Below are 13,049 nucleotides of genomic sequence, written 5' to 3'. Positions count from 1 at the left end.
GGGTTCCCCTATTCGTTTCCAGACGTGCCCGAGATCTGGGCTTGGGTTGACCGGTCCTCGGTGCCGGTCACGGCGCGCACGAATTCTTCAACCAGGTCGGCCACGACGTCTGTCGTCGCGCTCGACCCGAAGTAGTACCCGTCGGGCCGGTGCAGTGTTGCGGCCGCACCGAGGCGCTGGAGTTCCTTGGTGTAGCCGCCGGTGAGGTCTTCGACCTCGTTGTCCTGCTCCAGAGTGGAGCCGGGCGCGCGAAGGACGACGACGCGTCCGCCGATGTCGCTGAACCGTTGGGCCAGTGCGGGTTCCAATGCCGGTTGCGACAAAGCCAGCAGCGTGCTTCCCGAACCGCACACATCGTCGAACAGGCCCGTACCGGTGTGCCCCCGGACCTGGAACTGCGGTGTGAGGGTTCCGGCCGGTGGCACCGAAGCGCCAGAGTCGTCCCGGGACACGACGCCGCGCACATATCGCGGTTCGGACACCACGGGCAGAGCCGCTGCGGGATCGCCGGCGAAGGGCAACATCGCCCGGTCTCGTTCTGCGGCTTGGGCCTCGTCGAGGATGCAGATCACCTTGCCCAACTCGACGGACAACTCGATCGCATGGCGCACGTGTTCGCGGCGCTCGACGGTGTAGGTGTCAAGCAGTGACTGCGGACTCACCCCGCGCAGGACGAGGTCGAGTTTCCACGAAAGGTTCGCCACGTCGCGAACCCCTGAGTTGAGCCCTTGGGCAGCGAATGGGGGCACCTGATGCGCCGCATCGCCGGCGATGAGGGAGCGTCCCCTGTTCCACGAGTCCGCAAACCGCGCTTGGAAGGTGTAGACCGCGCGGCGTTCGATTCTGGCGTTGCCGGGATTGACGCCCCAGGTCTCCAACAGCTGCCATGCGTTGTCTTCGGTGTCGATGGCTTCTTTGGTTTCCCCTGGCAGCAACATGAATTCCCATCTGCGCCGGCCCGGCCCGCCGGCAACCAGAGTCGTGGGACGCGCCGGGGAGCACACCTGGAGCATGTCGGTCCCCAATCCGGTGTCCTGGTCGAGGATCACATCGACGATGTACCAGTCGTAGAAGAATCCCTGGTCGTCGATACGGGTGCCCAGGTGTTCGCGAACCGTGCTGTGCGCCCCGTCGCATCCCACGACATACCTGCCTCGTACCGAGCCGGCTGACTCCTCGGTTCCGGTTCGGCGCAGATCCACACTCACCCCGTCGGCGTCCTCCCGCACCGTGACCACTTCTACCCCCCTGGTCAGGGTTATCGACGCCGTGTTGTCCGCGTGCCGGCTCAGCAGGGCCTCGGTATCGGGTTGGCAGATGTTCACTGTCGGCCAGCCCGAAAGCCCCACTGGGGGAGGAAATTTCAGCAACACTTCGCCGCTCGCGTTGTACCAGATGTAGCTGCCCGCGACGCCGCTGATTGCGAGTTGGTCCTCGGCGACCCCAATGCTCTGCAGCGTCCGCATCGACTCCGAATCCAGGCCTACCGCCCGCGGTCGGCCGTAGGCCGATGGCTGCCGTTCCACGCAACAGACCCGCCAGCCCAGCTGGGCGAGTTTCAACGATGCGATGAGGCCGACCGGCCCGGCCCCGACCACGACCACATCCACGTCGAGGTCGAGGTCCTCGTCGAGCGCTGGCGCACTCACCGGACCTGCTCCGCGCCCGGCCGATCGTCGACCTCCTCGATGACCGCGTTGCGCAGCACACCGACCCGGTCGATCGCGACTTCCACGACCTGTCCGGCGTTGAGGAACCGTTGAGGATTCATGAACAACGCGACTCCGCCTGGCGTTCCGGTCGCGATGACGTCTCCCGGGCGCAGCGGGGTGAACCCGCTGATGTAGGCGATCAATTCGGGAATGGTGTGGACCATGTCCTTGATTTGGGCGCGCTGCCGCAGCTCGCCGTCGACGCAGGTGGTCAACCACGACTCACCGATGTCACCGACCTCGTCCACGGTGACGATGGACGGCCCGATCGACCCGGACCGGTAGACGTTCTTACCGGGCTGCCACTGGTGGGTGTGAAATTGGAAGTCACGCGCCGACCCGTCGTTGTAGCAGGTGTAGCCGAATACGTGGTCCAGCGCCTGCTCGACGCTGACCTTCCAGGCCGGCTTGCCGATGACGACGGCGAGCTCACCCTCGTAGTCGAACATGGTCGAGGCGGCCGGCTTGACCAGCGGCTCCCCCGGCCCGACATGACTGTCGGGAAAGCGAGTGAAAATCACCGGGTACTCGGGACGCGCTTCGTCGAGCTTGATTTCCTCCCGATGGGTCGGATAGTTCACGCCCGCGCACACCACCTTGTCGAGTTCGACCGGCGGTAGCAAGGTGACCTGTGCCAGCGGCGTGCGTACCCCCGTCGTCACGTCGATGGGTCCGCCCACGGGATGTTCGCCAATGAACTCTCGGACCGTCGTCGCCGTCACACCTGGAACCGTCGTCGCATCGACGACGCTATCGCCGCTGATGAACCCGAACGATTGGTGCCCCTTGGTCTCGTACCGCGCAAGTCGCATGTGTAGCTCCTTCTCTGTTGCGTACTTCCACCGTTCCGCGGCGAGATACGATTGTCAAGATAGTTTTATATAATTGTTCCCTGATAGTCTGTCTGGTCATGGTTCGTAAACATGGCCACCAGAGCCTGGCGGTTGACACGTTCGAGCGCCTCCAGGGCTCGATCCTTGCCGGTACGTATCGCGCGGGCCAGAGGCTGCTGCCCGCCGACCTCGCGGCCGAGCATGGCGTAAGTACGAGTGTGATCCGGGAGGCACTCATACGGCTCTCGGAACGAGACCTCGTCGAGGTGGCCCCCAACCGGGGGTTCACCGTGACCAAGGCCAGTCCCGACCGCCTCCGTGACCTCATCGAGGTCCGGGTGATCAACGAAACCGCCGCGCTACGAATGTCGATCGAACGCGGCGATCTCGAATGGGAGTCGTCCGTCGTCGCCGCTCACCATCGGTTGGCAAGCCTGGGCAGCCGACCCGAGGAGTTCGAGCGGTGGTTTGCCGCCCACCTGGAGTTCCACGAACAGCTCATCTCGGGCAGCGGCAACAGCATTCTGACGAAACTCTGTGGCGACCTCCTCCGGACCGGCGACCTCTATGTGCGCTGGCTCATCGAGTCGACGGAAGGTGCGACACCCTTGCCCACGCCGAGCAACCGGGCCCACACAGCCGAACATCAGGCAATCCTGAACGCGGTGCTGGCCCGCGACGCCGAACTCGCCGCGGCCCTGTACCGAGCCCACCTCCAACTGACCGGCACTCTCATCGCCACGGCCCACACCCCGGCAGCTGAGCTGCCGCCGACGAACTAGTTCTATGAATTGCTTGCAATTTTATTTTCTCTTGGGCAGTCTGGTGTTACGACAAGGAGTCGCCATCAAGCGATAGGAGAGTTTCATGGCCTCAACCGGCGATATCGTCGCAATGGGCTACATCGCGATCCGTACACCCGATCTCGCGGAGTCCGTGCGCAGCTCGACCGACATCTTCGGGCTCGAAGCCGTGGACGTCTCGAATACCAAGGCGTACCTCTCCGCCTCGAGAACCCATCACGAGCTGGTGTTCATCAACGATGACGCCAGTTCGCTCGATCACATTGGTCTCGTCGCCGCCGACCAGAACGCGTTGGCCGCGATCCGCGAAAAGGTAGCGGCAGGCGGGTGGAAAATCGTCTCCGAAACCCCGCTCGAAGACCATATCGATACCGGGTTTTCGTTCGTCGGCCCCGAGGGCTACACCTGGCACGTCTATCTCGGGATGTCGATCTACGACAACCGAGCAGGCGGATTCGGTCCTGACCGCTACGGGCACGCCACCTTCTGGGTGCAGGACAGCATTGCCATGCGCGACTTCGTGATCAACACTTTCGGTTTCGTGGTCTCCGATCAGATCGGCGAAGACACTGCCTTCTTCTTGCGCTGCAACTCCGAACACCACGGCATCGGCATCATGAAATCTCCGGTGCCGGGTCTGTCCGGGCTACATCACCACGCCTGGCAGACGCAGAGCATCACCGACCTCGGCCGTCTCGGCGACCGGCTGGCCAGCGCAGGAGACCGCCTGCTGTGGGGTCCAGTCCGCCACGGTGCCGGCCACAACATCGCGGCCTACTACCGCGAGCCCAGCGGTGGGACTGTGGAGCTCTACACCGATATGGAGCACATCTGGGACCGCAACCGCGGCATCGTGTACTGGGCCGAGGGCGACCTGCGCTGGATCAATCAGTGGGACGGCCACATCTCAACCGACTCGCGAGCCACGCTGACCACTCCGTACCAGCGCAGCTGAACCACGCCGCGCTGGCCCTGCTGCCGAGGGTGCGCCGACCTCAGAGGGAACACCCGATCAGCACCGGTTCCGGCACCAATGTGATGCCGAACGCGTCCCGCACCCCGTCGCGGACCGTGCGGGCCAGGGCGAGCACGTCGGCGGTGGTCGCCTTGCCGCGGTTGGTCAGGGCCAGCGCGTGTTTGGTCGACAGACTCGCCGGTGCATCGGCCGACCCGGGATAGCCCTTACCGAACCCGGCGTGCTCGACCAGCCAGCCGGCCGCGAGTTTGACCCCGTCGGCGGCCGGATAGTGCGGTACCCGGCCCTCGACACGCGCGGCCAGCTCGGCGAACTGATCGGCGGTGACGACGGGATTGGTGAAGAACGAGCCCACACTCCAGGTGTCGTGGTCATCGGGGTTGAGGACCATGCCCTTGCGGGCACGCAGGGCAAGCACCGTCTCGCGCACCCGCGCCGGTTCGGCCTGTTCGCCGGCTGCGAGGCCGAGCGCCGCGGTGAGTTCGGCGTAGCGCAGCGGCGCCGATCGACCGGTGTCGTCGAGGCGGAATTCGACTTCCAGCACGACCGCTTCCGCGGAGTTCTTCAACACACTGTGCCGGTAGCCGAACCCCAGCTCGGCGGCGGTAACCCAGCGGACCTGTGAGCTGCGACGGTCCAACAGCCGCACTCGAGTCAGGACGTCAGCCACCTCGACGCCGTACGCGCCGACGTTCTGTACCGGCGTCGCACCGGCGGAGCCGGGAATCCCTGACAGGCACTCCAAGCCGCCCAAACCCGCCTGCACCGCAGCGACTACGACGTCGTCCCACACCGCGCCGGCGTCGGCGCGCAACCACGGCCCCTCGACGGTCAGCGCCGATCCGGCCAGCCGGACAACAGTCAGATCGGTGAGGTCGTCGGCGATCAGCACGTTGGATCCCCCGGCCAGAATCAGCGACGGCGTATCGGCGCGATCGACGGCACCCACCGCCGCCACGATCTGCTCGGTGGTGGTGCAGGTGATGACCCGGCGAGCGACCGGGCCGACGCGCAGCGTGGTCAGTTCTGCCAGCGCCACATTCTCGGCGACAGCCGCGCCGTTGTAATCCGCCGAGGAAGCCACGCCGGATAACGGTAGCCTCACCAGCTATGCCGCGTTCATTCGACATGGCCACCGACTACGAGGGCAGCGTCGAACAGGTGCACCGGGCCCTTCGCGACGAGCAGTACTGGCTTGCCCGGCTGGCCGACTCCGGCGCCGACGATGCGACGCTGGATTCCCTGCGGCTGAGTCCCGACGGCGCCGTCGACGTAGCCACGACTCAGGTGTTGCGCTCCGACCGGCTACCGGGACTGGTGACCCAGTTCCATCGCGGCGATCTCGAGATCCGCCGGGTGGAGAGTTGGACCCCGCTGGTGAACGGCACGGCCGACGCCGTGGTGACGGGAAGCATTGCCGGGGCGCCGGTCTCACTGACCGGGGACGCCCAGCTGATCCCGTCGAACACGCGAGCCCGCTTGGCTTTTCGGGCCACCGTCGAGGTGCGCATCCCGTTGGTCGGCGGCAAGGTGGAGAACTTCATCGGAAGCCAGCTGGTGGATCTGCTGATCGCCGAACAACGGTTCACCACGATGTGGATCGCGCAGAACGGCTGAGGCCGCGGGTACCGTGTCGTCATGTCCCGCCGCATGGACTACGTCATCGGGCTCGACCAGCCTGTCGCCGACCTCTACCAGAGCTTCACCAGCCGTGAGTACTGGGAAGATCTGATCGCCGAGCACCAGCGCCACACCGAGTCCGAACTGACCCGGTTTTCTCGCGACGACAACGGAACCGACATCGTGTTCACCCACACGGTGTCCCGTAAGGATCTGCCGCCGGTGGCTGCCGCGGTGGTGCCGCTGCGGCTCACCGTGACCCGCGAGCAGCACTTCGATCCGTTCGACACCGCCCGCAACACCGCCGACGGCCACTACCAGGCGCTGGTACCCGCCGCGCCGATGGACTTCGGCGGGACCTACGTCCTGCACCAGACCACCACCGGCAGCGAGCTTCGACTCAACAGCGTCTGCACGGTGAACGTGCCGCTGGTGGGCGGCAAGATCGAACAGTGGATCCTGGGGGGTCTGCGCGGATTGTTCGACGCAGAGCGGGATTTCACCCGCGAGTGGATCGCCAGCCATTACTAGGCCACGCCCGGTCGGTATCCCCACCCGCGGCACCACCAACGCCAATCGACTGCGGCGCGCCGACCGCTGGCTGGTCCACTCCCCCGTGGTGCAGGCCGTGCTCGAAACGGCGGCCGACCCCTTGGTCGTGGACCTCGGCTACGGCCGATTGCCGGTCACCACACTGGAATTGGCGGCGCGACTGCGTGCGGTGCGGCCCGACGTCGCGGTGGTCGGCCTCGAGATCGACCCGCAGCGCATCGTCCCCGACATCGACGGAGTCCGGTTCCGGGTCGGCGGCTTCGAGCTGGCCGGGTTGCAGCCGGTTCTGGTGCGGGCGTTCAACGTCCTGCGCCAGTATCCCGAAGACGCCGTGGCCCAGGCGTGGGCGGTGATGCGCGGCCGGCTGGCACCGGGCGGGCTGATCCTCGACGGCACCTGTGACGAACTCGGCAGGCGCGCGTCGTGGGTGCTGCTGGACCGCGACGGTCCGGTGAGCCTGACGCTGGCCTGCGACCCCCGGCACATCGAGCGGCCCTCGGACCTTGCCGAGCGTCTACCGAAAGTCCTTATCCACCGCAATGTTCCGGGCCAGCAGATCCACACCCTGCTGGAGTCGGCGGATCGCGCCTGGGCCGCCGCGGCGGGCCACTCGGTGTTCGGTCCACGCGATCGCTGGCGGGCGATGCTCACCGAGTTGCGGGCCGCGGGTGTTCCGCTGGCGCCGCAGCGCCGTACCGCCCGCGACGCGGTCCTGACCGTGCCGTGGTCGGCGGTGGCACCGACGTAGGCTGGCGCGATGCGGATTGCGCTGGCCCAGATCCTCGCGGACGTCGACCCGGCCGCGAACCTGAAGCTCGTCGAGAGCTACACCCGCGACGCCGCCGAGGCGGGCGCACGGCTGGTGGTGTTCCCCGAAGGGACGATGTCGCGGTTCGGGGTCCCGCTCGGCCCGGTGGCCGAACCCCTCGACGGACCGTGGGCCGACCAGGTGCGCCGGATCGCGCACAGTGCCGGTATCACCGTGCTGGTCGGCATGTTCACCCCCACACCGGACGGCCGGGTCACCAACACACTGCTGGCCGTCGGTGCCGGGATCGACGCGCACTACGACAAGATCCACCTCTACGACGCGTTCGGATTCGCCGAATCCGACTCGGTGGCACCGGGCCGCGAGCCGGTGGTGATCAGCGTCGACGGCGTTGGAGTCGGGCTGACACTGTGCTACGACATCCGCTTCCCCGCCCTCTACACCGAGCTCGCCGACCGGGGAGCCCAGATCATCACCGTCAGCGCCTCGTGGGGGGCGGGCCCGGGGAAGCTCGACCAGTGGTCGCTGCTGGCGCGGGCCAGGGCACTGGACTCGACGTCCTTTATCGCCGCGGCAGGGCAGGCCTTCCCCGGTGACGAGCTGGCCACGTCCACCAAGGCCCCCACCGGTGTCGGGGGCAGTTTGGTGGCCTCCCCGCTGGGCGAAGTGGTCGCCTCGGCGGGCGCCGATCCGCAGCTGGTGGTGGCCGATGTCGACCTCGACACCGTCGGCCCGGTCCGCGAGACGCTCGGCGTGCTGCGGAACCGCTCAGAGTTCGCTCAGATTGATAAGGCAGAATCGCCCGGGTGACGAATCCGCCACAAGGTCCGAACCATCCCGTCGGACCGGGCGACCCGACGTCGTGGGCCCGCCCCGCCGTTCCGGCGCCGGAGGCCCCCACCCAGCACATCCCGCAGGCCCCGTGGCCGGGCGGTCCCGCCGACGCGCCGACGCAGCACTTTCCACCGGTGCCGCCGACCGGCGAACCGGACGAACCCAAGCGTGGCTTCCTGCGCGATCCGCTGTCGATCGTGCTGGTGCTGGTCATCGTGGTGGCCTTGGCGATCGCCGGGCTGGTGGGCACCGAGCTCTACGTCCGGCACCGAGCCGACACCGTGGTCGCCGGCGCGGTGTCGTGCGTGGTGCAGGACCAGGCCAGCGTGTCGTTCGGCATGCGGCCCTTCCTGCTACAGCACCTGTCCGGCCATTACAGCGACATCTCCGTGCAGACTGCAGGCAACCAGATCCGTCAGGCGAAGGGCATGAAGCTCGACCTGCGCCTCGACGACATCCGGATCGAGAAGACCGCGGATTCGGCGGGGACGTTGGGGTCGCTGGACGCCACCATCACGTGGTCCAGCGACGGCATCAAGCAGACCGTGCAGGACGCCATCCCGTTCCTTGGCAGCCTGGTGACGCAGGTGACCACCAAACCGTCGGACGGCACCATCGAACTGCAGGGTGCGCTGGGCACGGTCACCACCAAACCGGCGGTTTCCAACGGCGGGCTGAGCCTGCAGGTCGTCAACCTGACCGGGTTGGGCTTCACGTTGCCCCGCGAGACCGTGCAGCCGGCGCTGGACGCCTTCATGACCGCGCTGACCAAGAACCTGCCGATGGGCATCCACGCCGACAGCGTCGCCGTCACCGACAGCGGCGTCACGGCCAAGTTCGTCACCACCAACGCGACGATCCCCAACGGCCAGCAGGATCCCTGCTTCACCGGCGTGTAGCGCGGCTCAGCCGAGTCCGTCGAGGACAGCCTTGGTGCCGGACAGGCCCAGCCGGGTGGCGCCGGCGTCCAGCATCGCCGTGGCGTGCTCGGCGGTGCGGATGCCGCCGCTGGCCTTGATTCCGAGCCGGCCACCGACCGTCGCGGCCATGATCTCCACCGCCAGCACTGAAGCGCCACCGGCGGGATGGAACCCGGTTGAGGTCTTCACGAAGTCGGCCCCGGATTCCTCGGCGGCCCGGCACACCGCGGTCAGGGTGTGCTCGTCGCCGAGGCTCAGCAGCGCCGCCGACTCGACGATCACCTTCAGAGCGGCCCCCGGTATCGCAGCCCGGACGGTCGCGATGTCGGCGGCGACGTCTCCGTACTGGCCGGCCAGCGCCGCCCCGACGTCGATGACCATGTCGACTTCCGCGGCGCCGCATTCGACAGCCAGCGCGGCCTCGTGGGCCTTGACCGCGGCCAGGTGCTTGCCGGACGGGAAACCGGCAACCGTGGCGATGGCCAGCTCACCCGGATGCGTGGCCACCGCCACGCGGGCGGCAGTGACCAGCGACGGCGAGACACACACTGCGTAGACCCCCAGCTCGACCCCCTCGGCCACCAGGGCAGCGACGTCGGCCTCGGTGGCCTCGGGTTTGAGCAACGTGTGGTCAACCAGTGCGGCCACCTCAGCCCTGAGTCCATCCCCGGGTCGCTCCGCTCCTGCCCGCCGGGTGCGCATCAGAACGGCTCCTCGACGCCACCGGGATTGCAGCCGGCGGCGACCATGGCGTCGTCGTCGACCACCGGCCGCCACGGCTCGAGGTTCCAGCTGGTCTTGCCGGGCTGGGCCAGTTCTGCGAAGCGGAAGTGGCAGGCGAACTGCTGGCGCATCCCCGGCATGTCGGCGTCGGGCGCCAACGCCAGCACCTCGCCCCACGCCTCGTCGATCTCCGACGGCGGCTTGAGCAGCTGCAGCGAGGCGGCACGCCCCGACGGTGTGGGATAGACCCGCAGGGACGACAGATCTCCCCAGTGCGCCCACACGGCGTGATCGATGAACGGCGGCGTGGGATCGGGATCGGGCCGCGCGGCCGCGGGTCCGGCGACGCTCAGGAGAGCCGGTACGACGGCAGCGGCGGCGAGCAGTCGGTGACGAGCGCTCAGCGCGACTTCCCCTGGACCTCGAGCAACTTGGGCCGCACGTCCACCAGGTAGACCCCGGCGGCCACCGCGGCGATCGCGACGCCCGTCACGCCCAGGAACAGCGAGAGCAGACCGGCGACGCCGAGGATGACCAGCCAGACCGGCTTGGTGAGTTTCTCGGCTGCCGCATAGGCGTCGGGACGCTGCATCGCCGCGTGCACGAACGCGTAGATGGTCACCACGGTGACCGCCCAGAACACGACCTGAAGAACAAGACCCGCCACACCTTGCAGCATCACAACTACAAGGGTAGGCGGGTCCTGGGTGGAACGTCGAACCGGTTACTTCTGGGTGACCTTCTTGGCCGGGGCCTTCTTGGCCGGAGCGGCCTTCTTGGCGGCCGCCTTGGCCGGAGCGGCCTTCTTGGCCGGAGCGGCCTTCTTGGCCGGAGTCGGCGTCGAAGCCGGGGCTTCCTTGGCCGGCAGGTCGACACCGACCAGCTTGGCGGCACGCTCCCCGACGGCGCGGGTCTGCGACGACACGTTGCCCAGCGCTTCCTGGGTCAGCTCGACCGCCTGGTCGACGTAGCCCTCGGCGCGGGAGGCGACTTCCTTGAGCTCGGGCTGATTGCGCAGCCGCTCCAGGGCGGCCTCGCCGCGCTCGACGAGGCTGTTGTAGGTCGCGGTGGCGGTCTCGACGTACCCCTCGGCGGCCTTGCGCAGTTCCTCGGTGGACAGCTTGCCGCGCAGCTCCTCGGCACGCTGGGGCAGGTCTTCCTGCAGCTTGTTCAGCGCCGCGCGACGCTCTTCGACGCGGGTGCTGGCCTCGCTGCGGGCTTCTTCGGCCCGGTCGCGCAGGGTGGCCACGATCTCGTTGACGGTGGCAAGGGCCAGATCGGCGGCGCCGACCGCGGCGAGCAGCGGGGCCTTCAGGTCCTCGACGTTGGGGTTCTCAGCCATGATGTTGGCTCCTTTCGGATCTTGAAACTTTTGTCTTTCAACGATTTACAGGGTTCATAGAGATGTCAGAGCTATGGTTGATCAGTCGACATCTCCTCACGGGCAGCTTCGTTCTGCTGACAGAACGAGGTGTAGATGTCGAGCAGAACCTGCTTCTGACGCTCGGTGATCACGGTGTCGCCGATGATCGCGTCATGCACCTGGCTCGCCTCTCCCGGCTCGAGGATCCCGGCCCGGATGTAGAGCACCTCGGCCGACATCCGCAGCGCCTTGGCGATCTGGCTGAGCACCTCCGCGGACGGCTTACGCAGCCCGCGTTCGATCTGACTGAGGTACGGATTGCTCACGCCGGCCTTCTCGGCCAACTGCCGAACCGAGACCTGAGCGGCTTCACGCTGCGCCCTGATGAAACCGCCGATGTCATGCGCGGCGCCGGCCACCACAGCCTGGAGATCTGCATCTTGCGGCATGGCCTGCCTCCCGTCGCGCTGGTCGTTCGATGTGTACCGAAACCCAGGCTACGCCAGGGTGCTAGCTTTTGCAAGCACTCTGTTAGCGCAGTTCAGAACAGTAATTGGGCCACCGTGTAGATGACCAGGCCGGCAAGGGCGCCGACCACCGTGCCGTTGATCCGGATGAACTGGAGGTCCCGGCCGACGTGCAATTCGATGCGCCGGCTGGCCTCCTCGGCGTCCCACCGCTCGATCGTGTCGGTGATGATCGTGGTGATCTCGGCGCCGTACTGACCGACCAAATGCTGGGCCCCGCGCACGATCCAGTTGTCCACCTTGTCGCGCAGTTCGACGTCGTCGCGCAGGGACTCCCCGATCCGCACCACCGAGTCGGTGACGCGGGCGCGAAGCGCGCTCGAGGGGTCGTCCACACCGTCAAGCACCAAGCGCTTCAACGTCTTCCACGCCGTCTCCGCCGCGCGGGTCACCTCGTCGCGCGCCATCAGCTGTTCCTTGACCGCCTCAGCGCGGGCGATGGTCGATTCGTCGTTCTGCAGGTCATTGGCGAACTCGAACAGGAAGCGCGTAGCCGATTGGCGCAGTTCATGATTCGGGTCGCGGCGCACCTTGTCGGTGAAATCCATCAACTCGCGGTGGATCCGATCCCCCACCAGGTGGTCGACGAACTTCGGTGACCAACTGGGCGAATCGCGGGTCACCACCCGCTCGATGGTCTCGCCCGCGTTGAGCGCCCATTCGAAGGCCCGGTCGCACAGCAACTGGATCAGGGCTTCCTGGCGGTTCTCGACGAGCAGTTGGCCGAGCACCCGGCCCACCGGCGGCCCCCACTGCGGCTCGGCGAGCCGCTTGACGATGGTGCGATCGATCACTTGCTGGATGTCGTCGTCGTTGAGCAGTTCGACGACCACCCGCAGCACCGTGGCGGCCTCGACGGCCACCCGCCCGGCATGCGCGGGTTCGGAGAGCCACTTACCCAGTCGCCCAGCCACCTCCGCGTCACGCAGCTTGGTCTCGACGACCGCAGGCGAGAGGAAATTCTCCCGCACGAACGTGCCGAGCCCCTCGCCGAGCTGATCCTTCTTGCGCTTGATGATCGCCGTGTGCGGGATCTTGAGCCCCAGCGGATGGCGGAACAGCGCCGTTACGGCGAACCAGTCGGCCAGCGCGCCCACCATGCCCGCCTCGGCGGCCGCCCCGACGTACCCGATCCACTCCGGTCCGCCCTGGGCCTGGACCCACCGGCAAGCGAGGAAGAGCACGGTCGCGCCGAGCAGGAAGCCCAGTGCGACGGCCTTCATCCGGCGCAGTGCCCGGCGGCGTTGCGCGTCTGCCTCGTGGTCGGCACCGGCAAAGGTCTCCGCCAACGACTTGCCGGAACGGAGGGCGCCCGCCGGCAACGCCGGAAGGTCGCGATTGGTGGTCACCTACCCATCATCCGCTATCCGCCGACCCAGTTAATGTGACGCCGTCGTCTGCGCAGACCGTAGACTCG

16 protein-coding genes are annotated in these 13,049 nt (G+C 67.3%); 7 read left to right on the top strand and 9 right to left on the bottom strand.

From position 1 onward, the window contains the following. Positions 1-8 precede the first annotated feature (8 nt). Positions 9-1,649, bottom strand: a complete 1,641-nt coding sequence (mhpA, locus tag ACXDF8_RS20680) for a bifunctional 3-(3-hydroxy-phenyl)propionate/3-hydroxycinnamic acid hydroxylase MhpA (RefSeq protein WP_457225151.1) — start codon at positions 1,647-1,649, stop codon at positions 9-11. Beyond that, positions 1,646-2,524, bottom strand: coding sequence for a fumarylacetoacetate hydrolase family protein (locus ACXDF8_RS20675; protein ID WP_457225150.1), 879 nt, complete (start codon positions 2,522-2,524; stop codon positions 1,646-1,648). The genes mhpA and ACXDF8_RS20675 overlap by 4 nt, the downstream gene beginning before the upstream one ends. Positions 2,525-2,622: 98 nt before the next feature. Between ACXDF8_RS20675 and ACXDF8_RS20670 the strand changes: the two genes are divergently transcribed. Together ACXDF8_RS20670 and ACXDF8_RS20665 are read left to right on the top strand one after the other, a co-directional pair. Further along, a complete protein-coding gene (locus ACXDF8_RS20670; protein WP_457225149.1) occupies positions 2,623-3,327 on the top strand; it encodes a GntR family transcriptional regulator in 705 nt (234 codons plus the stop codon). 85 nt (positions 3,328-3,412) lie between these two features. Then, on the top strand, positions 3,413-4,303 hold the full coding sequence (locus ACXDF8_RS20665; protein WP_457225148.1) for a VOC family protein: 891 nt from the start codon (positions 3,413-3,415) through the stop codon (positions 4,301-4,303). A gap of 40 nt (positions 4,304-4,343) precedes the next feature. Here ACXDF8_RS20665 and ACXDF8_RS20660 read toward each other — a convergent pair whose 3' ends face one another. Continuing rightward, the gene (locus ACXDF8_RS20660; RefSeq protein ID WP_457225147.1) at positions 4,344-5,408 is read right to left on the bottom strand and encodes a UDP-N-acetylmuramate dehydrogenase; all 1,065 of its coding nucleotides are present in this window, start codon (positions 5,406-5,408) and stop codon (positions 4,344-4,346) included. A 26-nt stretch (positions 5,409-5,434) separates the two neighbouring features. Between ACXDF8_RS20660 and ACXDF8_RS20655 the strand changes: the two genes are divergently transcribed. Genes ACXDF8_RS20655 through ACXDF8_RS20635 form a run of 5 tightly spaced genes read left to right on the top strand, consistent with a single transcriptional unit; the run spans position 5,435 to position 8,998 of the window. Continuing rightward, the gene (locus tag ACXDF8_RS20655; RefSeq protein ID WP_457225146.1) at positions 5,435-5,941 is read left to right on the top strand and encodes a DUF2505 domain-containing protein; all 507 of its coding nucleotides are present in this window, start codon (positions 5,435-5,437) and stop codon (positions 5,939-5,941) included. A gap of 21 nt (positions 5,942-5,962) precedes the next feature. Then, positions 5,963-6,475 carry a DUF2505 domain-containing protein gene (locus ACXDF8_RS20650; RefSeq protein ID WP_457225145.1) on the top strand — a complete coding sequence of 171 codons (513 nt, stop codon included), beginning with the start codon at positions 5,963-5,965 and terminating at the stop codon, positions 6,473-6,475. After that, entirely contained in the window at positions 6,468-7,244 is a 777-nt protein-coding gene (locus tag ACXDF8_RS20645; RefSeq protein ID WP_457225259.1) for a class I SAM-dependent methyltransferase, read from the top strand. The genes ACXDF8_RS20650 and ACXDF8_RS20645 overlap by 8 nt, the downstream gene beginning before the upstream one ends. 9 nt (positions 7,245-7,253) lie before the next feature. After that, complete coding sequence (locus ACXDF8_RS20640) at positions 7,254-8,075, top strand: carbon-nitrogen hydrolase family protein (RefSeq protein ID WP_457225144.1); 822 nt, start codon at positions 7,254-7,256, stop codon at positions 8,073-8,075. Further along, positions 8,072-8,998, top strand: coding sequence for an LmeA family phospholipid-binding protein (locus ACXDF8_RS20635; RefSeq protein WP_457225143.1), 927 nt, complete (start codon positions 8,072-8,074; stop codon positions 8,996-8,998). The genes ACXDF8_RS20640 and ACXDF8_RS20635 overlap by 4 nt, the downstream gene beginning before the upstream one ends. Positions 8,999-9,004: 6 nt before the next feature. On the opposite strand, the gene deoC is transcribed toward ACXDF8_RS20635, so the two are convergent. The 6 genes from deoC to ACXDF8_RS20605 all read right to left on the bottom strand — a co-directional run bounded on the left by deoC (position 9,005) and on the right by ACXDF8_RS20605 (position 12,981). After that, entirely contained in the window at positions 9,005-9,721 is a 717-nt protein-coding gene (deoC, locus tag ACXDF8_RS20630; protein WP_457225142.1) for a deoxyribose-phosphate aldolase, read from the bottom strand. Then, on the bottom strand, positions 9,721-10,146 hold the full coding sequence (locus ACXDF8_RS20625; protein WP_457225258.1) for a DUF2599 domain-containing protein: 426 nt from the start codon (positions 10,144-10,146) through the stop codon (positions 9,721-9,723). Before ACXDF8_RS20625 ends, deoC begins: the two co-directional genes overlap by 1 nt. After that, complete coding sequence (locus tag ACXDF8_RS20620) at positions 10,143-10,418, bottom strand: DUF2516 family protein (protein ID WP_457225257.1); 276 nt, start codon at positions 10,416-10,418, stop codon at positions 10,143-10,145. The genes ACXDF8_RS20625 and ACXDF8_RS20620 overlap by 4 nt, the downstream gene beginning before the upstream one ends. A 48-nt stretch (positions 10,419-10,466) precedes the next feature. Further along, entirely contained in the window at positions 10,467-11,084 is a 618-nt protein-coding gene (locus ACXDF8_RS20615) for a heparin-binding hemagglutinin (RefSeq protein WP_457225141.1), read from the bottom strand. Between the two features lie 71 nt (positions 11,085-11,155). Beyond that, the gene (locus ACXDF8_RS20610) at positions 11,156-11,554 is read right to left on the bottom strand and encodes a helix-turn-helix domain-containing protein (protein WP_457225140.1); all 399 of its coding nucleotides are present in this window, start codon (positions 11,552-11,554) and stop codon (positions 11,156-11,158) included. A gap of 92 nt (positions 11,555-11,646) precedes the next feature. Next, a complete protein-coding gene (locus ACXDF8_RS20605; RefSeq protein WP_457225139.1) occupies positions 11,647-12,981 on the bottom strand; it encodes a DUF445 domain-containing protein in 1,335 nt (444 codons plus the stop codon). Between the last annotated feature and the right edge of the window lie 68 nt (positions 12,982-13,049).

The organism is Mycolicibacterium sp. CBM1 (assembly GCF_054073305.1).
Note: the sequence above shows the minus strand (reverse complement) of the source record. Positions and strands in the feature narration are given on the sequence as shown.